Annotated in this window: 26 protein-coding genes; 12 read left to right on the top strand and 14 right to left on the bottom strand. The window is 43.8% G+C overall.

All coding sequences use genetic code 11. From position 1 onward, the window contains the following. Positions 1-18: 18 nt before the first annotated feature. The 3 genes from FKX85_RS00265 to FKX85_RS00255 form a co-directional block, all read right to left on the bottom strand. Positions 19-1,587: a lytic transglycosylase domain-containing protein gene (locus FKX85_RS00265; protein WP_141612840.1), complete on the bottom strand. Its 1,569-nt coding sequence runs from the start codon at positions 1,585-1,587 to the stop codon at positions 19-21. A gap of 82 nt (positions 1,588-1,669) precedes the next feature. Beyond that, positions 1,670-2,314, bottom strand: a complete 645-nt coding sequence (locus FKX85_RS00260; protein ID WP_141612839.1) for an O-methyltransferase — start codon at positions 2,312-2,314, stop codon at positions 1,670-1,672. 3 nt (positions 2,315-2,317) lie between these two features. Continuing rightward, positions 2,318-3,547 (bottom strand): M16 family metallopeptidase, encoded by a 1,230-nt coding sequence (locus FKX85_RS00255; RefSeq protein ID WP_141612838.1) that lies wholly within the window; start codon positions 3,545-3,547, stop codon positions 2,318-2,320. A gap of 135 nt (positions 3,548-3,682) precedes the next feature. Here FKX85_RS00255 and FKX85_RS00250 point away from each other — a divergent pair, with 135 nt between their 5' ends. Together FKX85_RS00250 and FKX85_RS00245 are read left to right on the top strand one after the other, a co-directional pair. Beyond that, on the top strand, positions 3,683-4,537 hold the full coding sequence (locus FKX85_RS00250) for a glycosyltransferase (protein ID WP_141612837.1): 855 nt from the start codon (positions 3,683-3,685) through the stop codon (positions 4,535-4,537). A gap of 75 nt (positions 4,538-4,612) precedes the next feature. Beyond that, the gene (locus FKX85_RS00245; RefSeq protein WP_141612836.1) at positions 4,613-5,902 is read left to right on the top strand and encodes an aminopeptidase P N-terminal domain-containing protein; all 1,290 of its coding nucleotides are present in this window, start codon (positions 4,613-4,615) and stop codon (positions 5,900-5,902) included. A gap of 66 nt (positions 5,903-5,968) precedes the next feature. Here the strand turns inward: FKX85_RS00245 and tsf are convergent, their stop codons facing one another. The 8 genes from tsf to FKX85_RS00205 form a co-directional block, all read right to left on the bottom strand. Continuing rightward, the gene (gene tsf / locus FKX85_RS00240; protein ID WP_141612835.1) at positions 5,969-6,799 is read right to left on the bottom strand and encodes a translation elongation factor Ts; all 831 of its coding nucleotides are present in this window, start codon (positions 6,797-6,799) and stop codon (positions 5,969-5,971) included. A 150-nt stretch (positions 6,800-6,949) separates the two neighbouring features. Then, the gene (rpsB, locus tag FKX85_RS00235) at positions 6,950-7,711 is read right to left on the bottom strand and encodes a 30S ribosomal protein S2 (protein WP_141612834.1); all 762 of its coding nucleotides are present in this window, start codon (positions 7,709-7,711) and stop codon (positions 6,950-6,952) included. 42 nt (positions 7,712-7,753) lie between these two features. Then, entirely contained in the window at positions 7,754-8,140 is a 387-nt protein-coding gene (gene rpsI / locus FKX85_RS00230; protein ID WP_141612833.1) for a 30S ribosomal protein S9, read from the bottom strand. Positions 8,141-8,152: 12 nt separating this feature from the next. Continuing rightward, complete coding sequence (gene rplM, locus FKX85_RS00225) at positions 8,153-8,596, bottom strand: 50S ribosomal protein L13 (RefSeq protein WP_137400749.1); 444 nt, start codon at positions 8,594-8,596, stop codon at positions 8,153-8,155. A gap of 201 nt (positions 8,597-8,797) precedes the next feature. Further along, complete coding sequence (locus tag FKX85_RS00220; protein ID WP_141612832.1) at positions 8,798-9,505, bottom strand: RluA family pseudouridine synthase; 708 nt, start codon at positions 9,503-9,505, stop codon at positions 8,798-8,800. Positions 9,506-9,635: 130 nt separating this feature from the next. Further along, a complete protein-coding gene (locus FKX85_RS00215; RefSeq protein ID WP_141612831.1) occupies positions 9,636-10,694 on the bottom strand; it encodes a sensor histidine kinase in 1,059 nt (352 codons plus the stop codon). Between the two features lie 2 nt (positions 10,695-10,696). Further along, the gene (locus tag FKX85_RS00210) at positions 10,697-11,386 is read right to left on the bottom strand and encodes a response regulator transcription factor (protein WP_141612830.1); all 690 of its coding nucleotides are present in this window, start codon (positions 11,384-11,386) and stop codon (positions 10,697-10,699) included. A gap of 150 nt (positions 11,387-11,536) precedes the next feature. Then, positions 11,537-12,325, bottom strand: a complete 789-nt coding sequence (locus FKX85_RS00205; RefSeq protein WP_141612829.1) for a DUF3108 domain-containing protein — start codon at positions 12,323-12,325, stop codon at positions 11,537-11,539. Positions 12,326-12,510: 185 nt separating this feature from the next. Between FKX85_RS00205 and recA the strand changes: the two genes are divergently transcribed. The 3 genes from recA to FKX85_RS00190 all read left to right on the top strand — a co-directional run bounded on the left by recA (position 12,511) and on the right by FKX85_RS00190 (position 15,312). Beyond that, on the top strand, positions 12,511-13,539 hold the full coding sequence (gene recA / locus FKX85_RS00200; RefSeq protein WP_141612828.1) for a recombinase RecA: 1,029 nt from the start codon (positions 12,511-12,513) through the stop codon (positions 13,537-13,539). A gap of 467 nt (positions 13,540-14,006) precedes the next feature. Continuing rightward, on the top strand, positions 14,007-14,543 hold the full coding sequence (locus tag FKX85_RS00195; protein WP_141612827.1) for a hypothetical protein: 537 nt from the start codon (positions 14,007-14,009) through the stop codon (positions 14,541-14,543). Positions 14,544-14,775: 232 nt separating this feature from the next. Then, complete coding sequence (locus FKX85_RS00190) at positions 14,776-15,312, top strand: hypothetical protein (protein WP_141612826.1); 537 nt, start codon at positions 14,776-14,778, stop codon at positions 15,310-15,312. A 79-nt stretch (positions 15,313-15,391) separates the two neighbouring features. Here the strand turns inward: FKX85_RS00190 and FKX85_RS00185 are convergent, their stop codons facing one another. Next, positions 15,392-16,639 carry an ABC transporter permease gene (locus tag FKX85_RS00185; RefSeq protein ID WP_141612825.1) on the bottom strand — a complete coding sequence of 416 codons (1,248 nt, stop codon included), beginning with the start codon at positions 16,637-16,639 and terminating at the stop codon, positions 15,392-15,394. Positions 16,640-16,768: 129 nt separating this feature from the next. Here FKX85_RS00185 and queA point away from each other — a divergent pair, with 129 nt between their 5' ends. From queA to FKX85_RS00160, 5 genes are all read left to right on the top strand, one after another. Then, complete coding sequence (gene queA, locus FKX85_RS00180) at positions 16,769-17,818, top strand: tRNA preQ1(34) S-adenosylmethionine ribosyltransferase-isomerase QueA (RefSeq protein WP_141612824.1); 1,050 nt, start codon at positions 16,769-16,771, stop codon at positions 17,816-17,818. A 123-nt stretch (positions 17,819-17,941) separates the two neighbouring features. Beyond that, positions 17,942-18,619: a 2-C-methyl-D-erythritol 4-phosphate cytidylyltransferase gene (locus FKX85_RS00175; RefSeq protein WP_141612823.1), complete on the top strand. Its 678-nt coding sequence runs from the start codon at positions 17,942-17,944 to the stop codon at positions 18,617-18,619. Positions 18,620-18,810: 191 nt separating this feature from the next. Further along, positions 18,811-19,608, top strand: a complete 798-nt coding sequence (locus FKX85_RS00170) for a LiaF transmembrane domain-containing protein (protein WP_141612822.1) — start codon at positions 18,811-18,813, stop codon at positions 19,606-19,608. Between the two features lie 11 nt (positions 19,609-19,619). Then, on the top strand, positions 19,620-20,657 hold the full coding sequence (locus FKX85_RS00165; RefSeq protein WP_141612821.1) for a sensor histidine kinase: 1,038 nt from the start codon (positions 19,620-19,622) through the stop codon (positions 20,655-20,657). 2 nt (positions 20,658-20,659) lie between these two features. Then, entirely contained in the window at positions 20,660-21,397 is a 738-nt protein-coding gene (locus FKX85_RS00160) for a LytR/AlgR family response regulator transcription factor (protein ID WP_210416888.1), read from the top strand. Between the two features lie 28 nt (positions 21,398-21,425). Here the strand turns inward: FKX85_RS00160 and FKX85_RS00155 are convergent, their stop codons facing one another. Together FKX85_RS00155 and FKX85_RS00150 are read right to left on the bottom strand one after the other, a co-directional pair. Then, positions 21,426-21,647: a DUF2795 domain-containing protein gene (locus FKX85_RS00155; RefSeq protein WP_015263907.1), complete on the bottom strand. Its 222-nt coding sequence runs from the start codon at positions 21,645-21,647 to the stop codon at positions 21,426-21,428. Positions 21,648-21,727: 80 nt separating this feature from the next. Further along, complete coding sequence (locus FKX85_RS00150) at positions 21,728-22,999, bottom strand: DUF349 domain-containing protein (protein WP_141612819.1); 1,272 nt, start codon at positions 22,997-22,999, stop codon at positions 21,728-21,730. A 142-nt stretch (positions 23,000-23,141) separates the two neighbouring features. On the opposite strand from FKX85_RS00150, the gene ettA reads away from it, so the two are divergent. Both ettA and FKX85_RS00140 read left to right on the top strand, forming a co-directional pair. After that, positions 23,142-24,821, top strand: coding sequence for an energy-dependent translational throttle protein EttA (gene ettA, locus FKX85_RS00145; RefSeq protein ID WP_141612818.1), 1,680 nt, complete (start codon positions 23,142-23,144; stop codon positions 24,819-24,821). Between the two features lie 130 nt (positions 24,822-24,951). Then, on the top strand, positions 24,952-26,259 hold the full coding sequence (locus FKX85_RS00140) for a pyridoxal phosphate-dependent aminotransferase (protein ID WP_141616656.1): 1,308 nt from the start codon (positions 24,952-24,954) through the stop codon (positions 26,257-26,259). Positions 26,260-26,324 lie beyond the last annotated feature (65 nt).

Raw genomic sequence — 26,324 nt, 5'->3', positions numbered from 1 at the left:
TTTCTTTCTCGATATGCCTCAATCACGACGAATGATTAGTTCCTGTCCCACCTGGATCACCGATTGGTTTCCAATTTGGTTCCATTGTTGGATTTGCGAAACCGTGACACCATATTTTCTTGCAATGGCATAAAGTGTTTCCCCTTTTGCCACCTTGTGCGTGAGTTGGGTTCGGGGAGCTTGGCTCGTAGGGGAGGGGGCAGCCGTTTTAGTGGAAGTAGGTGATGGTTTTGGTGTACCGGACTGTCTTTTAGGGGGAGAAGGCGCTATTTGGCGATATTCGAATGGCTCATTTCTTCTCCGGTATTTTTGCAGTTTTAATATCATTCCTTCCCTAAGGTCTTCGTCTTTGTACAACCTGTTTTTGGCCTTTAGTGAGTGCAGTCGGATGCCATAAGCTTGGGAGATCCCCCAGAGTGTTTCTCCTGTTCTGACGACATGATAAGGTGTTTTGGCCTTTCCTTTTTTTCTTTTGGTGTAATAATATTGGCCTTTTAGGACAGGGTCTGATTTGGACAAATCGTTTACCCTTCTGAATTTTCCGTCACGTATGCCGATTCGTTCGGCAAAGTCTTCAGGGGTAGTGTTGACAGCGGCCACGATCCCCTTTATGCCATTGACGCGAATTTGGTTTCTTTCGAAAGGCTGGGACTGTTTGCCCGTTATTTTGGGATAACCAGCTTGGTTGATGTGGCTAGCGTTGGGGACGCTTGTAGGGGCGGATGTGGTGCTGGATGACGTGAGGACTGGCTTGTATGAAGGAGCACCTGTTGCCAAATAGGTAAGACTGTAGGTTTTACCGCCTGGTATTTTTTTACGACTGACCCATTTGTTATATGCTTCAAGGTGGGATTCGCTTACCTTAAGGTTTTTAGCAAGTTGGGAAAGTGTAGCAGGACCTTGTACCTCGACCACCTCCAGATGCTGATTGCTGACAAACTTGCCCATTTGGCTTTCAAAAGCAATTTTATGAGCTAAGTACTTTTTGAAATACCAATGGGTGTTTCGGGTGATCTTCATGGTTTTATCCCCGTTATATTGGCTGCCAAAATAATTTTGGGCTCCCCCAAGGCCCATTTGATAAGCCACCATCGCGCATACCCAGTTGTCAAACCGGCTATTATTCTTTTTTAGGTAGATGGCGGCACCTTTTGTCGAGGCGACGATATTTTTTCGTTCATCGATTTGGTTATCCACCTGTAAAAACACTTCATGGGCAGTACCTTTTTTAAACTGCCAGAAGCCAACAGCGTTAGAGGTGGATACTGCATCAGGTATCAGGCCACTTTCTTGAATAACCAGGTATTTAAGGTCGTCAGGCACGCCTTGCTCTCGCAAGACCTGTTCGATTACGGGCATATAGAGATCGACCCTTTCCATCTTGGTTTTAAAGTAACTGGGATTGCGGTGAAGGGCATCTACATCCAACTGGATGTCTCGCTGGGCCTGGTTGTTGAGATGGAGCGTCATGTCGGCAAAACGAATGGTTTGGGGGACATGTGGTGCCTGGGCATAGGCAAGGTTTAGGGTGGCAAAAATAAAAAAGATCAGGCCACTGTAAATAGTCTTGGTTGGTCTATAAAACATGCCAATAGTTTACGAAGTATTGATTACCTAATTAATAAACGGTCGGAAAACTGGTTTTGATATGTGTATTGTGCGTAGAAAACTATCGCTTTCTGGCCATCATGATACCATCCCTGATTGGGAAGAGTACATTTTCTACCCTGTCGTCATCTTGTACCATTTTATTGAAGTCCAAAATGGCCTGGGTGGATTTGTCCGCTTTACCTGAATGATCCTGGACTACTTTCCCTGACCAAAGGACATTGTCCGCAAGGATCAGTCCCCCAGGATTTACCTTATCGATGATCATGTTGTAATAATTGGAATAATTTGTTTTATCCGCATCAATAAACACCATGTCAAATGATTCATCGATCCCTGGAATGAGTTCCATGGCATTTCCCAACATATAATGGATCTGTGAATCCAGACCAGAGGCTGTAAAATATTCCCTGACCATTTCTTCAAGCTCATCATTTTTATCGATGGTGATGATCTTTCCGTCCTTATCAAGCCCTCTTGCCATGCAGATGGCTGAATAGCCAGTATAGGTTCCTATTTCGAGTATGGTTTTAGGCCGTTGCATTTTGGTGAAGAACTCCAGGGTCTTCCCTTGGAGGTGACCAGACAGCATCCTGGGCATCAAAACTTTGGCGTGGGTGTCACGAGAGATCCGTTGAAGCAGTTCATCTTCATCGGTGGTATGTTCCTGACAATAGTGCAAAAGGTCCTCGCTAATAAATTCCATTTTCTAGTGGGGTAAATAAGTGAGAAAACTAAGTTCATCCTCTCTGAACATCTCGTTGGCAATGTGCTGGAGATCCTCAGAGGAGGTGTTTCTGATGATGTTGAATATATGGTCCAGTGAATCAATACGACCTTTGTCCAGAAGGCTTTTGCCAAATACCAACATGAGTGCCGCGTGGTTTTCCTCGGCCATGGCCATTTGTCCGATGGTCTGCTCTTTGGCCATGTGAAGCTGCAGCGTTCCCAGTTTCTTTTCTCTTAGTCGCTTAAGTTCACGCAATACCAGCTTTTGGGCTTTTTTAAAGGTCTTTTCCTCGGTACCGTAAAACATACCAATAAAACCGGTGTCTTTATAAGCTTGGTAGGCAGATTCTACGCTATAAACGTATCCATATTTTTCCCTTAAGGCAAGGTTTAAACGGGAATTCATACTTGGGCCTCCAAGAATATTGTTCAGTAGGTAAAGTTTGTAGCGATCAGGGTGGTACAGCGAATAGGCCGGCTTTCCAATGGCACAATGGGCCTGGCTGATCTCTTTATAAACCGTTTCGTGTTTTGGCTGATAGTGGGTAAAGTCACTTCTTCTGTAAAGGCTTTTTTTGGTAGGGATTTCGTTTAGTTTAGGTTCGAGTTGTCGGAGTACTTTTTGGAAAGAGATATTGCCCACTACCGAAAAGACGATCTTTGAGGTATCCATTCTAGTGGATATAAAATCAAAGAAATCATTTTGACAGAAGCTGGCTACCGTCTCTTCTGTACCCAAAATATTCCTTCCCAGCGAATGATTCTGAAAAACTACCTCATCAAATTCATCTTGGATGGCATCATCGGGAGAATCACGGTACATGGCCATTTCTTCCAGGATGACTTGGCGTTCTTTTTCGATTTGCTTTGCAGGAAAGGTACTGTGGAAAGTAATGTCAAACAGCAGCTCGGCTGCTTTATTGAAGTGTTCCTTTAAAATGGAGGAATAGAAGCATATTTTTTCCTTGGTCGTATAGGCGTTCAACTCTCCGCCCACAGACTCCAACCTGTTCAGGATGTGAAATGACTTTCGCTTCTGGGTGCCTTTAAAGGCCATATGTTCCCAGAAATGGGCCAGGCCAGCTTGTTCTTTCGCTTCATCCCTGCTGCCGATATCCAGAATAAACCCGCAATGGACCAGTCTGGTGTGTGTCACTTCCTGGTGCACGATACGGATACCATTTGGTAACGCTTTGATATTATATGACATGTATTATTTACTTTCAACCTTGAAATTACAAAAATAATGTACTTTATCAGGATATTTTTTTCATGGTCTTTAATATGTTAATTTTAATAACGGAATAATGGGTGGAAGTCCCTTTCTATTGACCAAATGAGTAATATGTATTACACTAAAGACGAGTTAAAGGCTACTTTAATTATATCGGTTTATAAAAACACTACTTTCCTAAAGGCCGTGTTGGATTCACTGGCCGGGCAAACTGACCATCGGTTTGAGGTGATCATCTCTGAGGATGGTGATTCTGAAGAGATGAAGGGATTTGTGGATCATTATTCCTTCAAGCATCCTATTCAGCATCTGGCCAGGGAGGACAAAGGCTGGCAAAAAAACCAAGCACTCAATGAAGCCATCAGGGCAGCCAATACCGATTGGCTGGTATTTATCGATGGGGACTGTGTACTCCATCCCCGGTTTATGGAGTTTCATATAAAGAATGCCGATCCAACTGCCATCCTTGCCGGAAAACGCATTAAGCTTGATTCCGAGACGTCAGCGTTGTTGCTGGAGGAATCCATCAAGCCAAGTGAAATGAATGCTTATTTGAGAAAGCATTTTACAAAAATCAAAAAGCGGGGCGGGGAGTTTGTGGAAGAGGGCTTTTTTATTGATCCGAAAGGTATATTGGGAAGGATAGTGGGGACACGTAAAATGAGGCACCTAAAAGGATGCAATATGTCCTTTCACAAAGATGCGATTTATGCGATTAACGGATTTGATGAAGCTTACACACGCCCAGCAGTTGGTGAGGACGCTGATCTACTTTGGCGATTTAAAGGGCTCGGTTATCAATTGGGCTCGGTGAGGAATTTGGCTGTCCAATATCATTTGTACCACAAAGAAAGCTGGACCGACCAGGAAGAGAACTTGCGGATAATGAATGAAAATATCGCTGCCAAAAAATACGTGTGCACAGATGGCTTGGTGAAGGAGCCTTCAGCAGGGGCAAAACATTAGCGATCATATGGTGCCGACGCCTTCCTCTGTGCCGGCAATGCCTTTGGGAAATCAATTCAGAGAAAATATTAAGCAATGAGATATCAACCATTAAACAATACTTTTTATAAGGCAAACCGATCTAAGCTGGCCAAGAAGCTGCGGCCAAACTCCGTTGCCATCTTGCATGCCAATGACCTTATGCCCACCAATGCTGATGGGACGATGAAATTCAGGCAAAATAATGATTTGTTCTACCTCAGTGGTATCGATCAGGAAGAGACGATCCTGCTGATTTGTCCAGATTTCCCCGGTGAATCGATGCGTGAAATGTTGTTTGTAAGGGAAACAAATGAGCAGATTGTTGTGTGGGAAGGGCATAAGCTAAGTCAGTCTGAAGCAAGTGTGCTGTCTGGTATAAAATCTGTGCGGTGGACTTTTGAATTTGATCAGGTATTGCAGAGTATCCTGAGCCATGTGGATCATGTCTATCTTAATTCAAATGAACACCGGGGAGCTGCCAATGAAGTAGAAAGTAGGGATGCGCGTTTTATTAAAAAGTTAAAAGAAGCGTGTCCGCTTCACCGATATGAGCGACTGGCACCTTTGATGGGGGAGTTGAGGTCGATCAAAGCACCAGATGAAATCGACCAACTACAAAGGGCTTGTGATATTACCGAAAAGGGATTTAATAGGGTTTTGGATTTTGTGAAGCCAGGGGTTAAAGAATATGAAATCGAAGCGGAATACCTGCATGAATTTGTCCGTCATGGCAGCAGGGGATTTGGTTATGAGCCCATTGTCGGATCCGGTCCCAATTCCTGTGTGCTGCATTACTTGGAAAATGATCAGGTATGTCATTCGGGCGACCTGATCCTGATGGATGTGGGAGCCGAATACGGTAATTACAACGCAGACATGACTCGGACGATCCCCGTAAATGGCCGTTACACGCCAAGGCAGCGTAAGGTATATGATGCGGTACTTCGTGTCATGAGAGCGGCCGAAAAGATGCTCAGACCGGGTATTCTGTTACAGGATTACCAAAAGGAGGTGGGCAAGTTGGTGGAAGCAGAATTGATCGGACTGGGACTGCTGGACAAGCACGATGTGCGCAAGCAGGATCCCGCCAAGCCACACTACCGGAAGTACTTTATGCATGGGACGTCTCATCCGTTGGGATTGGACGTGCATGATGTAGGTTCGGTCTATGCGCCCGTAAAGGCAGGGATGGTCTTCACCATTGAACCGGGAATCTATATCCGTGAGGAGGCGATAGGCGTCAGATTAGAGAATAATTATGTGATCGGAGAGAAGGGAAATACGGATTTGATGAAGAATATTCCGATCGAAGCGGAGGAGATAGAGGAGCTGATGAAGGGATAGGATTAAAAAAAACCGCAAGCCCTATGACCTGCGGTTTTTGTTATTTTATACTGTTTCGGAAATGAATTATCCGATAGATACTCTTTTGAAGTCCACTACAGTAAGGCCTTTGGTTACGCCGTCCAAGTATTGGGTAACAGACTTGCTGCTGTCTTTTACGAAAGACTGGCTTAGCAAGGTGTTTTCTTTGTAGAATTTGTTCAGTTTGCCCATAGCGATCTTTTCGATCATTGCTTCAGGCTTGCCTTCTGCCTGGGCTTGCTCTTTACCTACGGCGATTTCTCTTTCCACTACAGAAGCATCCACACCGTCTTTGTCCACGGCTACAGGATTCATGGCAGCGATCTGCATGGCTACGTCTTTGCCAGCTTCTTCTACCTCAGCACCACCTACGTTTTTAAGCGCTACCAATACACCTAGTTTGCCATTAGAGTGGATATAAGGTACTACGGCTTCACCTTTTACGACTACGTAGTCGCTGATTTCGATCTTCTCACCGATCTTACCGGTCATTTCGATGATTTTCTCACCTACAGTGATGTTTTCGAAAGGAAGGGCTAGGATTTCTTCTTTAGTAGAAGCTCCTTTTTCCACAGCCAATTCAAGAATTGCGTTGGCAAAACCTACGAACTCTTCATTTTTGGCTACGAAGTCCGTTTCACAAGTAAGCGTCAATAGCACCCCTTCTGATTTGTCGGCACTTACACTAGTAACTACTACACCTTCTTTAGTTTCACGGTCTGCTCTGGAAGCGGATACCTTTTGTCCTTTTTTTCTTAAGATATCAACCGCTTTATCAAAATCTCCTTCAGCTTCGGTAAGGGCTTTTTTACAGTCCATCATACCGGCACCAGTCATTTGTCTTAGTTTGTTTACATCTTGTGCAGTAATAGCCATTGTTTGATATTTTTAATAGTGATGATGACTTATATAATATGATCGTTTTTCCTCTCAGGAAGCGTCAAAACGAGTAGGCAATAACAAAAAAATTGAACATAGGTAGTTTACCGTATGTTCAATTTTCTGTTATCATTAAATCATAGTGGATTATTCTTTGGTTTCGGCGTCAGCAGCTTTCTTTGCTTCTTCCTCTTCAGAGAGTTTTGCCTCTTCTTTGTCTTTCTTTCTTTCAGAAAGTCCTTCTTCAATAGCAGAACCGACCGCTTTTACCAACAATGAAATGGATTTGAATGCATCGTCATTGGCAGGGATTGGGAAATCCGCTTCTCCAGGGTTGGAGTTAGTATCTACCAAGGCGAAAACAGGGATACCAAGCTTTTTGGCTTCGGCAATTGCAATGTGTTCTCTTTTGATGTCCACTACAAATAGCGCTGCAGGAAGACGTGTAAGGTCAGCAATACCGCCCAGTACGTTTTCAAGTTTTTCGCGCTGTCTGGTGACCATCAGACGTTCCTTTTTCGCAAGGTTGGTGTAAGACTCTTCTTTCATCAACTTGTCGATGGAAGACATCTTCTTAAGTGACTTGCGGATAGTGGCGAAGTTGGTCATCATACCACCTAGCCATCTTTCGGTCACGAAGGGCATTTTTAGTCTTGCTGCTTCTTCAGCTACCAAGTCCTTGGCTTGCTTTTTGGTCGCCACGAACATCACTTTTTTGCCGGAGCGTACGATTTGCTTGAGTGCGTTGGATGCTTCATCAAGGCACACGAGCGTTTTGTTCAGATCAATGATATGGATACCGTTCTTCTCCATGAAGATATACGGCGCCATTCTTGGATCCCACTTTCTTGTTAAGTGTCCAAAGTGGACACCAGCATCCAGTAAGTCTTTATATTCGATTTTAGCCATTTAAATATGTATGTTTTATAAAGTACTTTAGTAATTTCCAGATTAACGCTTGGAGAACTGGAATCTTCTTCTTGCTTTTCTGCGTCCTGGTTTCTTACGTTCAACCATTCTTGGGTCTCTGGTAAGGAATCCTTCTTTCTTCAATGGGCTTCTGTGTTCCTCATTGATTTCGCATAGTGCACGGGCGATCGCCATTCTGGCTGCTTCCGCCTGACCTTTGATACCACCACCGTCTACAGTGATTTTGATGTCAAAACCTTCAGCTTCGTTCACTAATGTAAGCGGCTGTCTTACGACGATCTGGTGAAGGTCAAAAGGGAAATATGTTTCAATGCTTCTATTATTAACAATGATTTCACCCTTGCCAGGCTTCATATAGATCCTCGCTACAGATGTCTTTCTTCTACCGATTGTATTGATAACTTCCATGGAATGATCAGATTAAAGTTTAACTGCTTTTGGTTGTTGAGCTTCGTGAGGATGTTCAGTACCTTCGTATACATAAAGGTTGGTGTACAGTTTTCTCCCCAATCTGTTTTTGGGAAGCATTCCTCTTACGGCTTTCTCTACAAGGATTGCAGAAGACTTGCTTTTAAGGATCCTTGGGGTAGAGATTCTCTGACCACCTGGGTAGCCTGTGTGACGAACGTATACCTTATCGTCCCACTTCTTACCAGTCAATCGGATTTTGTCTGCGTTGATGACAATTACATTGTCGCCGCAGTCAACGTGAGGAGTGAAGCTAGGCTTGTTTTTTCCTCTTAAGATTTTCGCTACCTCACTTGCAAATCTACCAAGTACCATTGCTGAGGCATCCACTATCACCCAGTCTTTTTGTACGGTAGCACTGTTTGCTGATACGGTTTTATAGCTTAAAGTATCCACTGTGTAAATGTTTAATTATTAGCTTGTTAAATACATTTCGCCCTCAAAAAGGGACACAAAGATAGAAGGAATTCCGATTATATGCAAAATATCTTTACGTTTACTGCCTAATTTTCACGTGGATAGCGGTTTTTTCTATCCTAATTTGTCGCGAAGATGCTTAATCGGTAATTGTCAGTATGAAATGTCACGGCCTGTCGGCTACTTCTTTTCCAACTGTTTTATCAATACCGCAAAATCCTTGGGGTAAGGGGCGGTCACCTCAATGGGCTGGCCGTCCATTCCCTCAAAGGAGATGGAATAAGCATGCAGTGAAACACGTTGCATGATCGGAAATTCTTCTGTTCCCTTCTTCAGGTTAAATTTTCTTTTAAGTGCTGAAAGGTATAGCGGCTTACCGCCGTACATTTCATCGCCACAGATAGGTGCTCCCAAATACGACAGGTGAACCCTGATTTGGTGCAGTCTTCCCGAAACCGGCTTGCATTCGATCAATGAATGCATGGCGTAGGTTTTCAGCGTGGTGAAATAGGTCGTGGCGGGTTTTCCCTTGATGCTGATCTTGGCGATACCTTTATTGGTCGCTGCCAAGTTCCTGTCTACGAGTTTATGGTCGTATTCATGGATCCCCTCTGCCACGGCGTGGTAGATTTTTTCGACTTTTCTGTGTTCAAATTGGATCGCAATATTACGGTATGCATCCGGATTTTTTGCAATAACCAAACATCCTGAAGTTTCCTTGTCCAATCGGTGACACATTTGGGCATCTGAAATGTAATCTTTGGCCAAGTGAAGGATGTTTTGTCTTTCATGCCTATCGTCTAAGGTCGATAAGTATGGAGGCTTGTTGATGACAATATAGTCATCATTTTGAAACAGAATAAGATCTTCGAAATCTAACTTCTTCATACAGCCTGGCTTACACCTTTCAAATTTAAGGTGCAAAATTAGTTAAAATAAGTGGACGGAAAAAATGATTGTCAAAATAATGTTTGGTTGCCCACCGGACGAGGCGCTGACGAGGATTTAGGAGAAGTATCTACTCCTTTTCAGTCAGTGCTTTCTTTTCAGATGGAAGGGTAAAACTGAAATTGGATCCCTTGCCCACAGTGGAGGTTACCGCGATTTTGCTCTTGTGACCTTCCAGGACGTGTTTTACGATCGCTAGTCCAAGCCCAGTGCCGCCCATTTCCCGAGAACGGCTCTTGTCCACCCTGTAAAAGCGTTCAAAAATACGCTTGATGTCCTCAGGAGGAATGCCTAGTCCATTGTCTTTGATGTCTATTTTGATGTGATTCTTGGTGGATTTTAGATGGACAAGCGCCTCCCCGCCTTCATGATTGTATTTGATGGCGTTGGAAATGAGGTTTTGGCAGACGCGATAAATTTTATCCTTATCCGCTTTGGTAATGTAGGATTTTTCAGGGTTGTATTTGAAGCGAAGGTTGATATGCCTTTTCTCCGCTTTATTTTCCAGCTGTTCCAACACTTCTCCGATTAGCGGAATCATGTCAAAAACCTCATAATTGAATTTGACCACGCCGCTTTCCATTTGGTTTAGGGTAAGCAGGTCTTTGACCAGATTGTCCAGGTTGTTGAGGCTTTTGGCAGCTCGTTTCAGGAATTTGTCCCGTACATTGACATCTTCTACAGCGCCATCCAGTAGCGTGTGCACATATCCCTGTGCAGCAAAAATGGGGGTTTTCAGTTCATGGGAAATGTCCGCTACAAATTCCCTCCTAAAAGCCGCATTGCGCTGTAACGTTTCTATTTCCTTGTTTTTGGCAATGGCATAGGAGTTTATGGTGTTATTTATTTTTCTTAGTGGAGAGATGGAGGTCTTGCGGGGCTTGTCCGCTATTCCTGAAAGGTCTTTCTTTTGGATTTTCTCCAGTGCACTGTAAATATTGCTGATTTCCTTGAAAATCAGGAATTCGAGGGTAAGGTTGATCAGAAGGTAGGAGATGGCGATGGTCAGCCCCCAAGCTACAGTCAGTAGCATCGGGGTGGCATCGTCAAGCAATGAGAGGAAGGCAACAGTAAGGGCCGATATAGCAAAAGCCAGTACAAGCGATATTCCTCTGGATGTGGTAAGCATATTTAGTTGTGGTCAAACTTATAGCCAACACCTTTTACAGTGGTGATATAGTGGTCTCCTATTTTTTCCCTCACTTTTCTGATGTGAACATCCACTGTTCTCGCCAAGACAAAAACATCTGCGCCCCAGATATTTTGGAGCAACTCGTCCCTGCTAAAGACCATATTAGGGTTTTTGGCCAGGAAGTATAGCAGTTCAAATTCCTTTTTGGGAAGGGTGATCGTCTTGCCGCCTTGGTCGATGGTGAAACTGCTCCTGTCAATGGTAAGGTCTTTTATTTTGATTTGGGATACCTCCTGTTCTTTTTTGGACTCCCTTCTGAAGAGCGCGGCGATCCTGCTGACCAATGCTCTTGGCTTGATCGGCTTGGTAATATAATCGTCGGCTCCTACGTCAAAGGCAGCCACTTCAGAATATTCTTCAGATCGGGCGGTAAGGAAAATGATAAAGGTGTTTTTCAGTTCTTCCATATCCCTGATTTGCCGGCATGTTTCGACCCCGTCTTGGTTTGGCATCATGATGTCTAGAAGGATGACATCAGGCTTGAATTTACCAGCAGTCTGTACAGCTTTTACTCCGTCACTGGCGGAGGCTACCTCGTAACCTTCCTTTTCAAGGTTATAAGTTAAAATTTCAATAATATCTGGTTCGTCATCTACTACCAGAACTTTGATTTTTGGTTTGTCACTCATTTGACTTTGCCTGTTTAATGTTCTTTAAAGCACCGCTAATTTAGAAAAACTATCAAAAGAAATAACTTTATTTAAGGAAAAAGGCTTGTTGTTCGATAGAATATTTTGCTGAAACCCAGTGTTATTAATTAAATATTAAGCTATCATTACCTACTTGTTACGCAAACCTTTGGCTTGTGTTATCTCCATGTTAAGTGATCCCACGACCAGTTCAGCTTCTACTTTGATTGGGATTCTGTTTTTGTCATTGGTAATCCACATTTTTATGGGATTTTCCCCACTGAATAGTTTGTTGTTTGGCATGACCGGAGAGATGACGATGGTGTCAAATTCCCCAATTTTGGTGGATACCTTGTCTCTTCCCTCGTACACCATCTTCAGATCGTAGGTCTTCTCGTCAAAGAAGCCCTTAATGTTAATGACATCTCCTTTTTTGTACAGCCTGTAATCGAGGTGACGCATATAGTAAAATCCACTGACGATATCTTGAATGCCGGATTGGATGTCAAACTCCTTGGTCTCTTTTAACTTCCTGTTGTCCTTGTCATACTCTTTGACGATAGCGGTGCCTTTCTTATGGTTAAAGTCAATGACTTCATGCTTACGGTATCCGCCTTCTTCGATATGCCTGTAAGAACGGTAAGGGATATTTTGGGTCGTGTCCATCAGGGTGCCCCAATTATCCTTTACCTTAAATATGCTAAAAATACTTAAGGTTTTGCCATAAACATCGATTTTATATGCTGGACGGCCTTTTATCTTGTGGATGTTGTCATCTATGACCATTTTGGCCTCGGCTGCATTGAAAAAAAGATACTTTACCTTAAATGTAAGCTCTTCACCCGCCTGATAAGGCTTGGAAAATTGTTGGCCGTGCGTGTTAGAGTAAATGGCAACAATAAAGAAATGTATTAAAAATAATCTTATGATCAAGGGCATAAATAAAATGTTACTTTTTAAGTCTAAATTCAAAAGTTATACCAAATCTACTGTCACCGTATAATACAAATACCTAATTTAATAAAACGACTTAACAAAACAATGGTTGTGGCGAAAGTTGATATTCAGATGGCGAATGTTTACTTTCACATAATATTTTAACATACCTTGGATTCTTTGAGCATATGAGTGAAAATACAGAAAAATTAAAAGCACTTCAGCTTACGTTGGATAAGTTGGAAAAGACCTACGGAAAGGGTACGGTCATGAAGTTGAGTGATAATTCAGTGGTGGATATCCCAACCATTTCTACAGGTTCACTCGGATTGGATATGGCATTGGGCGTAGGAGGTATCCCAAGGGGAAGGGTCATAGAGGTTTACGGACCGGAATCTTCCGGTAAGACCACCCTGGCCATGCATTGCATTGCCGAAGCACAAAAAAAAGGAGGGATGGCAGCGATCATCGATGCGGAGCATGCCTTTGATAAATCTTATGCAGAAAAACTGGGAATCGATACAGAAAACCTACTGATTTCCCAGCCCGACAATGGTGAGCAAGCGTTGGAAATAGCCGAGCACTTGATCCGTTCAGGTGCCTTGGATATCATTGTGATTGACTCAGTGGCAGCATTGGTGCCTAAAGGTGAACTGGAAGGTGAAATGGGCGATAGCAAGATGGGCCTTCAGGCGAGATTGATGTCCCAGGCACTTAGAAAACTGACGGGGGCCATTAACAAGACCGGTTGTGCCTGTATCTTTATCAACCAGCTGAGGGATAAGATTGGTGTGATGTTTGGCAGCCCGGAAACCACTACCGGTGGTAATGCACTGAAGTTCTATGCTTCTGTTAGGCTGGACATCAGAAGGATCGGCCAGATCAAAGAGAGCGCGGACAATATCCTCGGTAACCGAACCAAAGTAAAAGTAGTGAAAAACAAAGTGGCACCTCCTTTTAAGGTGGTGGAGTTTGATATTATGTACGGCCAGGGAATCTCCAAGGTGGGTGAAATCATTGATCTTGGGGTGGAGTTTGATATTGTGAAAAAGGCCGGATCTTGGTTCTCCTATGATGGAAACAAGCTGGGCCAAGGGCGTGATGCAGTGAAAAACCTCTTACTGGACAATCCGGAGCTAATGGAAGAGCTAGAAGCCAAAATCAAAGCAAAAGCAGGCTTGGATGGCGCATTGGAAGAGGAGCCAGTAAAGGAATAGCAATTAAATATTCATGAAACTTCCGTAAAAGGACATCTTGACACTCAAGATGTCCTTTTTTTAATGCCATTGTTGCCAAGCTTTTTTAAGCCTACAAGAGAATTACCCTCTACTCAATTTTTGGCTCTATTTGAAATACTATGGGTAGGGTATTCCACCGAAAATCTTAAATAAAATTCGCACTGGGATATAAAACTTGTATTAATAGATGCACCGCGGCGGGGTTTTTTGGCCACTTTTTTCACCTGTAGGAAAAAAGTGGCAAAGAATGAGTTGATGACAACGCTGAAATTATACCAACACAAATTAATTCAGTACCCACAATAAATCATATAGAACCAAATTTTTCGTACTAAATAACAAAATACCTGTTTTTGCACCATTTAATAGCTGTAAACGCTTCCTTTTAGTTTTGTGACAGAAATATTTTTTAAACTACACTAAGTTAAGCATAAGTCAATTAATTTATGAAAAAGCTGTTTTTGGCCATAGTGGCGATGATGTGGAGTTTTGCGCTTTCAGCCCAGCACCTGCACGATCCAGCATTATTGGTACACGGCGGGGTAAGCCATCAGGCAAAGCTCCTGGATAACCCGTTCCATGGTTCCGTAGGAGCGGTGGTCGGTATTAGGTATAACCGGCCGCTGTGGAGTAATCCGCTCCAGATAGGGGTGGAGTTTGATTATTTTAAGGCATTGGATGACCAGAAAGAAGAAGTAACCCGGTATTATCAGGATTGGAGTACCAAGTTCAGTGGAGTGTATCTATTTGAGATTTCCGGAGTGGGGAGGGGAGAGCTTTTTCTGGGGCCAGGTGCTGCGTATTATGTGACTTTGAATCAAGAAGAGGTGATGGCCCATCGCTCGGATTATGGGGTGATGATAAGGGCAAACTATTTACTCAATACCATCCGTCGAAGGCTTAGCCTATATGCGGACCTCGATTACCTCAGAAAGGCAGATTACTTTAGGGGTACACTGGGGATAGCGGTGCAAGTGTGGTGATTTAAATTATAAATTAATGCGGTTTGATTATGGCATTAGAGCGTATGTCACCCTATACGGATTCTAAAGATGCGTCTTGGGCCTCGACTCTATCTGGCGGACAGACAGGTCCACTCGGTCTGACACCATATTGCTTGAATTAAATAACACCATTGGCTAAAAGTGATTTCCCTGAAGAGGTTGCCTTCTGTGTTGATAGAAAATGAGTCGTAGATAATGAATGTGATGAATTATGGTCAGAATCGTTTTTACTTTGTTGGTCACAATGGTCTGGATGAGCGAATTGCCAGCGCAAGGCCTTCGTGAAGTTGGTTTTTTAGCGAATGCGGGACTTGGCTATCAGCTCGATTTGGTAGATCACAAGAATTCCAGCCCTTTAGGGCCAGTGGTCGGATTGAGTTATAGTTTTCCAGTGAGGAATAAGCCGTTACAGTTTGGGCTGCAGTTTCACTATTTTAAATCAGGAGCTTACGAAGACCGACCTGAATATCATTACTATCAAGGCTGGAGCTTGCGAGCAAGTGGAGTGTATTTGTATGAAATCCCCAGGTTAGGAAAGGGTAGGCTGTTTGCCGGCCCGGGGATTGCCTGTCATCAGGTTTTGAGCAGAGAAGAAACAGGTGATCATGCCCCTGACTTTGGAGCGCTTATTAGGGTGGTGTACCAATTTCCTGATGAAAGCCAATGGTTCAATCTTTACAGTGACTTTGATTTGATTACAGGGGCAGGTTATTTCAGGGCAACGCTTGGGGTAGCTGTACGGTTGTGATTTCAAGAATGCCTTGTCCAAGTGCCAGGAACGATTGTGTATTGTCCTTGATAAGGTCAATTTGGCATTGAGATATCGGTTAATTAGTCCTAATAGCTTCCACAGGATCCATTCTGGCGGCAATTCCAGCAGGTACCACTCCGGACAGCATGCCAATGACGGAGGAAAGTCCGATTCCCAATAAGATGTTTTTCGCAGACATAAATATCTCTAAGGAGCCGAGTGGTACAAAGGTGATGGCAAATACCAGCAGTAAACCTGTCAGTCCGCCAAAAAGGCTAAGGAATGTAGACTCAAAGAGGAATTGAAGAAGGATAAAATAGTTTTTGGCACCTAAGGACTTCTGGATGCCAATGATGTTGGTACGCTCGCGGACGGAAACGAACATGATGTTGGCGATGCCAAAACCGCCTACCAGAATGGAAAAACCACCAATGACTGCCCCGGCGATGCTGATGACATCAAAGATGGCCCCGATGGCGTTTTGGATAAATTCAGACTTGTTCAGGGCGAAATTATCTTCTTCGGTTGGTTTCAATCCTCTTTTGCCACGAAGCAACCCCGTCATTTCATTTTCCAGCGCGATCAGTCCTTCGTCGCTGTCCATGCCCTTGGCGGCAATGGTAGGTTCCACGCCCCATCTGCCCATATGGTACATTTTTCCGAAGGCACCAAAAGGAATCAGGCAAGCATCGTCTTTGGAAGGCAGGTCAAAGAGTCCTTCTCCTTCTTCTTCCAACAATCCAATAACCATAAATTTGTGCCCTTTGATTTTCATTTCTTTGCCGACTGCATCTCCCTCAGGGAAGAGGGCATTGGCTATTTTGGCACCGAGGACAGTGACATTTCTGGCGGCCGTGATTTCCAGCTCAGTAAAAAAACGTCCATCGACCACGGGCACATCATACACTTCTTTATGATCAAAAACCACCCCTTCCAGATTAGCTCCCTCAAAAGAACTGCTGCCTCGCTTCAGGGTGGCAGATGCCGATGCGGAGATGGTGATGGCTTCGGCGTTTTTTAACCGGTCTTTTAAAAACACGAACTCGCTGTGGTTAGCAGGAGGCCGGCGGAAGTACCTCCACCATGGATATTCGCCAGGGCCAGAGGAAAAAGGGAACCGGTCTACCCTTAAAACATTAGTGCCAAGGAACGAAAAGCTGGATTTTATGTTTTTCTCCAAGGAATCCACTAAAGTGAAAACGGCAATAATGGCAAAAATCCCGATTGTGACACCCAATAGCGATAAGACTGTTCGTGTCAGGTTGGACCGCAAAGCTTGTAGTGCAAACCGAAAACTTTCCCAAATAAGTTTGAAAATGATCACCAGATAAAATTTTGTTTAAAAACTATTTGACAATATAGCTAGATTTCGCTATAATTCTTATTAACTTTGCGGTTTTTACGAGCGTAATCGTAGAATCAAAATATTCACCATATTTCTCTAAAAATACATATGAAATTATCAGATTTCAAATTCGAAGTTCCTAAAAAACTTATTTCTTTATATCCAACAGACAATAGGGACGAATCCCGGTTGATGGTGGTGCACAGAGACACAGGTGAGATTGAGCATAGGGTTTTTAAAGATATTATTGAATATTTTGATGAAGGAGATGTCTTCGTGACCAATAATACGAAAGTCTTTCCCGCTCGCCTTTATGGAAACAAAGAGAAAACAGGAGCAAAAATCGAGGTTTTCCTGCTGAGAGAGCTGAATCAGGAATTGAGGCTGTGGGATGTGCTGGTGGATCCTGCCAGAAAAATCCGTGTGGGGAATAAGCTTTATTTTGGTGACAGTGATTTGGTGGCAGAGGTGATTGATAATACCACATCTCGAGGCCGAACCATTCGGTTTTTGTTTGATGGTACGGATGAGGAGTTTTACAAGACCATCGATACGCTTGGAGAGACGCCTATTTTGAAGGATTTTATTGATAGGAAAGTAGAAGAGGAAGATAGGGAACGTTATCAGACGATCTATGCAGAGCACGTTGGAGCTGTGGCAGCACCTACGGCTGGGCTTCATTTTACCCCTCATTTGCTGAAAAGACTGGAGATCAAAGGGGTGGAAGTGTCACCGATTACCTTGCATATAGGCTTGGGTACCTTCCGTCAGGTAGATGTCGAAGATCTTACCAAGCATAAGATGGATTCTGAAAATTATGATATTCCTGAAAAGACAGTGGACTTGGTGAATGGTGCCATTGAAGCTAAAAAACGGGTGGTGGCAGTAGGGACCACTTCATTGAAAACGGTGGAGTCTTCCGTGACCGCCAGCAATAAGCTCAAGTCTTCGAGCGGCTGGACGGATAAGTTCATCATTCCTCCATATGAATTTAAAATTGCCAACGCATTGATCACTAATTTCCATTTACCGGAGTCTACTTTACTGATGACCACCGCAGCATTTGGAGGTTATGATCTGATCATGAAGGCATATAAGGAAGCAGTAAAAGAAAAATATAGGTTCTTCTCCTATGGAGACGCCATGTTGATATTGTAAAAAAATGAAAGGCGCTATAAGGCGCCTTTTTTATTGATATAACCTTTACCAAAGGATAACACTTCGTAAACACGGTTTTTTAAAGAATCAACTACTTTTGCGGGCGAAAGCTAAACGAGTTTTATGAATAAAGCAGCGATTATTGTAGCGGGAGGAAGAGGGACACGTATGGGGTCGCCCATACCAAAGCAGTATTTGGAAATAGGTGGCAAGCCCGTCTTGATGCACACCTTGGAAGTTTTTTACCAATTGGATCCGTCCATAAAAATTGTTCTGGTGATACCGGCAACGGATTTTCCTCTTTGGGACGAATTGTGCCATAAGTTTGGTTTCGGGGTTTCCCATGAAGTAGTAGCAGGCGGAAAATCTCGATTCCAGTCCGTGAAGAATGGGCTGGACAGCCTGCAATGGGAGGAAGGGCTTGTGGCCATCCATGATGGTGTCCGTCCCTTCGTATCACCTGAGGTGGTGGCCTTGAGCTTTGAAAAAGCACAACTGCATGGTAGCGCCATAGCTGTCGTTCCCCTCAAGGATTCTATCCGTAAACTTACCGATGAGAACAAGTCTTTTTATCAGGAAAGGCAATACTTTAGGCTGGTGCAGACTCCTCAGACCTTTGACCTGAAGATGATCAAGCAGGCCTTTGATGTGACCGAATTGCATCATTTTACCGATGATGCAACCGTTTATGAGCATCAGGGATGGCAAGTTCACCTCATTGCAGGGAATTCTGAAAATATTAAGATCACTACTCCTGAAGACATGGAGTACGCCCAATTTTTACTCCAAAGAAATTCTTGAAAGAGACCAGGTAGTAAACTTGGTGTTAGGGCAGTTATAGTGGGCCTGTGGAATATCCGTGAATTTGTTTACCTTCAAAATTCATCCGTTTACCGAGTTTTTGTCACTTATTGCCTAAAAGGTGTCTAATGTTTTTATAAGTTAAAGTAGTTTTAGTGCATTATTGAATTATGAACTAATTTACTATGACTATGAAAAAGACATTTGGACGTGGAGATGGAGGAAGAACGACCACTGGACTGATCGTGCTTGTCGTTGGACTGTTCCTATTGGTGAAACAATTGGGAGTGATCGTTCCCGGTTGGATATTTAGCTGGCCCATGATCTTTGTAGCGATCGGGCTGATCACTTTGTCCAAACACAATTTCCAGAGCGGCTTTGGTTTTTTTATGATCCTTTTTGGAGGCTTTTTTCTCCTTAAGAATGAGCTCAACATTCCATTAAATATAGAGAGATACCTCGTTCCCGCTGGCTTGATTTTACTGGGGTTGTTTTTATTGGCCACCAAAAACAGGAAGGTCTTCAGTGACTTTGGGAACTGGACCGGGGGAGAGCAGAAAATTCACTCAGGTGGGGGGGCAGGAAAAGGTGCATCTTATATGTCCAGTGAGGAATCCTTCGGAGGTTCGGGGGCATTTACTTCCGAGCAATCTGATATGGTGAATTCACAGGCGCTTTTTTGCGGTATACAAAAGAGAATACTTTCCAAGAATTTTAAGGGCGGTAAGGTGTCTGCCATCTTTGGCGGGACGGAGATCGATCTTACCCAAGCGGATTTGTCTGAAAATGCTGTACTGAGCGTGGAGGTGGCCTTTGGTGGAGTGAAACTATTGATGCCGCCTCACTGGGACCTGAAAATGGGAGTGACCAATATCTTTGCTGGGGTGGAGGATAAGCGGATGTATCCCCAGTCGACGGGTGAGTCCAATAAGGTCTTGACCATCACGGGAACAGTTTTGTTTGGGGGATTGGAGATTAAATCCTATTAAGGTGCCAAGGTATGGTCAGTAGGCTACTGAAAACTCCATATGGTTGGCTAAGGTTGATCCTTATACTGGCTTCGCTGGCGGCTTTAAATACCTTTCTACTGGTGACCTATGGAGTGGAATTCAGTGTAAGCTTTGTCGATAGCCTTGTGTTTGTCCCGCTGATATTTTCGGGGGTAATGCTACTGGAGAACATTTTCAGGTTTTATCAGCCCAAAAAAGCCAATTCATGGCTTTGGGTGGCCGTGCCGTTGGTGCTGGGGGGGATGGTGGTGTTTTTCGGAGGGATGGCCCTGGAGCGACTGATGAAGGAAAAAACGGACTATTTGGTATTTTTACATGACGGACGTTTGGTGCGAGGGGTTTTTGTGCTGTTGCTTTTTGGGGCGTATACGGGCTTGTTGATCATTGGTGGTTTGCTGGAAGATCAGCTAGAAGCAAGAAAGCGGGCAGAGATGATCGATAAACTGTCGAAGGAGGCGGAGCTTTACCATCTTCGTCAGCAGCTACAGCCGCATTTTTTGTTTAACAGCCTAAACTCCATCAGTGCCTTGGTGAAGCGGCAGCCTGATAAAGCGCGAGAAATGGTGTTACAGTTGTCTGAGTTTTTGAGAGGGACAATTCGTAAAAACCAGCTGGAGTGGGTAAGTGTGAAAGAGGAAGTAAAGGCACTTCGGCTCTTTACCGAAATAGAAATGGTGAGGTTTGGTCATCGTCTGGAGGTGGATTTTACCGTGAGTGAAGAAGTTGAAACATTGACATTGCCTTCCTTGCTGATTCAGCCTTTATTGGAAAACGCTGTCAAACACGGGGTTTATGGACGGACGGACGAAGTATTTGTTAAATTGGCAATAACGAAGCTTGGTAGGTATTTGAATATCATGATCAGCAATCCTTACGATCCAGAGGCGGTCAATTCCAATGGCAAAGGATTCGGGCTGGAATCTGTCAAAAGGAGAATGTACCTGTTGTTTGGCAGGCATGATTTGCTCCGTGTGGATAAAACCGCATCATTATATACCGTGAATTTAAGCATACCGATAACAGAATAATCATGATCAAAACCATAATCATTGATGATGAACCATTGGCGGGACAGCTTGTGGAGGAGTACCTGGAGGTTTTTCCGGATTTTGAGGTGGTGGCAGTTTGTCACGATGGTTTTGATGGTCTGAAAGCCATCCAGCAACACGAGCCTGATCTCATATTCCTTGATGTCCAAATGCCCCGAATCAATGGCTTTGAGATGTTGGAGCTGATAGAGTGTCCTCCGGCGGTGATTTTTACAACAGCATTTGATGAATATGCCGTAAAGGCATTTGATAGCCATGCCGTGGATTATTTGCTGAAACCTTTCTCACAGTCACGCTTTGATGAGGCAATCAGGAAATTCTCTCTGACCGAAAATGGAGATATGGTACAGAAATTATTGGCATCCAGGGATGTGGTGGGCAAGGAAGACTATGCGAGCCGGATAGTGCTGAAGGAAAAAGGTGAGATCAAAGTGGTTCAGGTGAAGGATGTGGAATACCTGGAGGCCAATGATGATTTTGTCAATATTCACAGCAAGGGTAGCAAGTATATTAAAAACAGGACATTGAAGTTTTTTGAGTCAGTGCTTGATCCCCGGGATTTTGTCCGGGTACATCGTTCTTATATTGTCAGGATTTCAGAGATCACCAGTGTGGAGCCCTATGAAAAAGAGGGAAACGTCCTTCGTCTCAGAAAGGGAGGTGCGATACCAGTGAGTCGCAGCGGAATGACCAAGCTAAAAGGGGTGTTGGGCGTATAAAAGAAAAAAGCCCTGTTGAGGGCTTTTTTTAATATTCATCTTCATTGAAGAAGAAGTCATCTTTTGTTGGATAATCCGGCCAGATTTCTTCGATGTTTTCATACGGCTCACCATCGTCCTCGAGTTCTTGTAGGTTTTCCACTACTTCTAGAGGAGTACCCGTCCGAATAGCATAATCGATCAATTCATCTTTAGTAGCTGGCCATGGTGCATCTTCCAAGTAAGATGCTAATTCTAACGTCCAATACATAGTGTCTACATTTTAAGTGTTTCCGTTGTACACGGGGAAGCAAAAATATAAAATCTTTTATTTTTTTTTACCCTAACTTCTTATTTGTTTGAAAGTTCCTTAATAATGTGATTTTTCACATCCAGCTTCCTTTTGTACGCACTGATTTTTCTATATAACATGGTTTCGAAATCAGGTTCATGCGATCTGAAATTCTCCGAGTTTTCTTTGACTGTTTCCAGTTCTTTTTCATCTCTGGAGACCAGGTCTTTCATGATACTGATTTTGACTTGCCTTTGTTCTTGCTCGTCCATATCATAGTAGTTATCATATTTGGATCTTGCAAGTTTATGTAAAAAAGATTTTTCAAAGACAATATCAGTAAAGAAGACGAACAATCTTGAATATTGTTGTGCTTCTCTGGGCTTTTTAGGAGGTAACAATTTCCATTCAGCCTGTAGCCGCTTTGCCTTGGAAATTTTTTCTGGGCTAGTGTCGCCCAGCGAAAGATCCCTCATAGACTCGGCAAGCTTTTCTATTTTTTTGACTACTTCGAAAGGCCGCAAATGGGTAGGCTGGTTATAGCCCTGGCGTGGTCGGTTTTGCATGGTACGCTTAAAACGACCAAAAATCTTGTTGTTTAACCTGGAAAACTCATCCCAGAGCGGCTGTCTTTTTTCTGCAGGTACTTTCCCGGATTCCTTCCACTGCTTTTGGATACGCTTACTGATTTCGAAGGCTTGCTTTACATCTTGCATGTTGAAAGCTTCCCGCGCTTGTTCTACGAGGGACTCGTATACTTTGATGTTCTCTTCTGCTTGAAGGGCCAGGCCATCAAAATAGTTCTTGCGGTTTTCAAAAAACGTATCCGTGGTTTCCTTGAAGGCTCCTTCTATTTCATCTTTTAGCTCCGGAGAGACAGGTCCTGTCTTGATCCATCGAAGTTTTAGGTCCCTGAATTTTTCCGAGGTCTCCTTCCAGTCGGTGTCATTCATGATCTCACGGGCTTCCTCTATTAGGCCGCGCTTGATTTCCAGGTTACGTTCACGATTGGCTTGGATGATCTCATTGAGGAATTCTTCCTGTTCGTTGAGCTCGTCAATCAAGGGCACAAAATCCCCCAAGGCATCGTACTGCATCAATGATTCCCTTAAATGAATAAGTTTCATTAGAAAGGAACCCTTATTTTGATTTTCTTCGATGTCTTTTTTAAGGTCCGCTACTTTTTTCTTCGCTAGTTCAAACCGATCTTCAAAGTATTTGATGGTGGAAGCTTCGCTTTCCTTGACCTCTCCAATCACTCTGTCCCCCTGATTTAGAAAACCTTTTAAATAAACTTTGTCGTCTTTAATGTATCCGTATGGATGCTCCATCTCGATTTAATAGGTTGGTGGTAAGTTGGCTAATTCTTGTTTTGTGCAAATTAATTAATTAAGATGCATTTATCCTAAAGAAGGCGATTATTTGCCATATTTGTTCCATCATAAATATAACCATAAGGTAAAACAAATAAATATGAGTGACGAGAAAATTATATTTTCAATGGCCGGGGTATCAAAAATCTACCCTCCCCAAAAGAAGGTGTTGAAAGATATTTACCTGTCTTTTTTTTATGGGGCTAAAATTGGTGTATTGGGCTTGAATGGCTCTGGAAAGAGTTCTTTGTTAAAAATTATAGCTGGTTTGGATACGGAGTACCAAGGAGAAGTGGCTTGGTCTTCAGGTTATTCGGTGGGGATGTTGGAGCAAGAACCTCAGCTGGATCCTGAAAAAACCGTCAAGGAAGTGGTGGAAGAGGCTGTGGCAGACACGGTGGCGCTGCTCAAGGAATTTGAGGAGATAAATGAAAAATTCATGGATCCTGCTGTGATGGAAGATCCTGATGCCATGAATAAGCTGATCGAAAAGCAGGGAGAAGTCCAGGAAAAACTGGATGCTGCCAATGCCTGGGAACTTGATGTGGTGCTGGACAAGGCCATGGATGCCCTGAGACTTCCCCCTAGTGATGCCGTCGTCAGCAATCTTTCAGGAGGTGAAAAGCGGCGGGTGGCGCTTTGCCGTCTATTGCTTCAAGAGCCGGACGTGCTCCTGCTGGATGAACCTACCAACCACCTGGATGCCGAATCAGTGCATTGGCTGGAGCAACACTTAAAACAATATAAAGGCACTGTAATCGCCGTAACCCACGACCGTTATTTCTTGGATAATGTAGCCGGCTGGATCCTTGAACTGGACAGGGGAGAGGGGATTCCGTGGAAAGGTAACTACAGTAGCTGGCTGGATCAAAAACAGAAACGACTGGCACAGGAGGAGAAGTCTGAATCTAAGCGTCAGAAGACCCTTGAGCGCGAACTGGAATGGATCAAGATGACACCCAAGGCGAAGCAAGCCAAAGGAAAAGCCCGTCTGAGTGCCTATGAGAAATTGGTAGGAGAGGATGCCAAGGAGCGCGAATCCAAACTGGAGCTGTATATCCCGCCGGGACCGAGGTTGGGGTCGAAGGTGATCGAGGTGAACGGTGTTTCCAAGTCTTATGGCGACAAGTTACTTTTTGAAGATTTGACATTTGCCCTTCCCCAAGGAGGGATCGTTGGGATTATTGGGCCAAACGGTGCCGGTAAATCGACCTTGTTTAAGCTGATTACCGGAAATGAACAACCTGATGCCGGTAGTTTTGAGGTAGGGGAAACCGTTCAATTGGCATATGTGGACCAAGAACATGACCTGTTAGATGCCAACAAGAGTGTTTACCAGACGATTTCTGAAGGAAATGAAAACATCAAGCTTGGCAATAAAGAAATGAATGCCAGGGCTTACGTGAGCAAATTTAATTTTTCAGGCTCAGATCAAGAGAAAAAGGTAGGCGTGCTTTCCGGTGGGGAAAGAAACCGGGTGCATTTGGCATTGACCCTAAAGGAAAATGGAAACCTGCTACTGCTCGATGAACCTACCAATGACTTGGATGTCAATACGCTGAGGTCTCTGGAGGAAGCCTTGGAAAACTTTGGGGGCTGCGCGGTGGTGATTTCCCACGACCGGTGGTTCCTGGATAGAATTTGTACACATATTCTGGCATTTGAAGGGGATTCCCAAGTGTACTGGTTTGAAGGGAACTTTACTGATTATGAGGAGAACAAAAGAAAACGACTGGGAGACGTGGATCCTAAAAGGATTAAGTACAAAAAACTAAAATGATCAAACTTGGGGAAAGTTTGGGAAAGAGTGTGAGTGCCAAATTTTATTGCCGCTATAAGAAGGTCAGGGAATTAATTTTCCCTACCTTTGGCGGAAATTTTAAAATGCATTATTGATTGGGAGTGTTATGATCAGACAGATTTTGCTGGCCCCTGGGGCCGATGAACTGAACTACGAAATCAGGGGAATCGTAAAAAAAGCAAAGATTATTGAAGGCCTGGGATTTGAGATCACTTGGGAAAATATCGGTGATCCCATCCAGAAGAGCAATACCATTCCGGCATGGATGAAGGATATCGTAAAGGATCTTGTCAGTGATGATAAGACCTATGGCTATTCTGATTCCAAAGGGATGCTGAAGACCCGGCAGTACCTTGCAGGGCTTAATAATAAGCGTAACGGGGTGCAGGTTTCCGAAGACGATATTTTGTTTTTCAATGGTCTTGGTGATGCCATAGCCAAGCTGTACCAGTTTCTGATCCCTACAGCCAGGATCATAGGCCCTTCTCCGGCCTATTCCACCCACAGTTCTGCCGAAGCAGCCCATGCCAATACTTTTCCAATAACCTACAGGTTGGATCCGGACAATAGTTGGTATCCGGATATGGATGATTTGTACAATAAGGTGAAGTACAATCCCAATATCGTAGGTCTATTGATCATCAATCCTGACAATCCCACCGGAATGGTGTATCCGAGAGAGGTGCTGGAGCAATTTGTGGCCATTGCTCGAGAGTTTAACTTGCTGCTGATTGCAGATGAGATTTATCAAAATATCACCTATAACGGCCATGAGGCCATTACCCTTTCTGAGGTAATCGGTGACCTCCCGGGAATATCCCTCAAGGGGATTTCTAAGGAATTTCCTTGGCCAGGGTCGCGTTGTGGCTGGATGGAATTCTACAATAAGAACGGCTCCGAGGAGTTTAACAAGCTCTGCACGACATTGGAAAATGCCAAAATGATCGAGGTATGCTCCACCATGCTTCCCCAGCTGGCCATTCCCAAGATCATGAGCCATCCCAAATACTTGCCCTACCGGAAAAACGCCAATGACCGGATAGGCAAAAGGAGCCAGATTATGGAAGAGGTGCTTTCAGGTGTTCCTGGAATCAAGTTCAATAAGACCAAAGGAGCGTTTTATAACACCATTGTCTTTGATGAGGCCATGCTCAATGAGCGGCAGTACCTTCCGGTGGAGGATGTGCGCGTCAAGGGCTACCTTTCACAGTGGCTCAATGAGGATGATATGCCGCACGACAAACGATTTGTGTATAACCTTTTGGCATCAGAAGGGATTTGCGTAGTGCCCGTAAGTTCATTTTGTTCTAACCTTAGAGGCTTTCGGGTGACGTTATTGGAAGAAGATGAAGATAAGTTCAGGGATACATTTACCCGCATTGCCAATAGTATACGGCTCTATTTGAAGTCTGCCTGAAAATGGAGGTCAAATAACGACCATAAACACTTATCCACGATGACAGGGCTCGTACTTTTTATGTG

Origin of the sequence: Echinicola soli (assembly GCF_006575665.1) — a bacterium.
GTDB lineage: Bacteria > Bacteroidota > Bacteroidia > Cytophagales > Cyclobacteriaceae > Echinicola > Echinicola soli.
The sequence above is the reverse complement of the archived record's forward strand: the minus strand, read 5'-3'. Positions and strand labels throughout refer to the sequence as shown.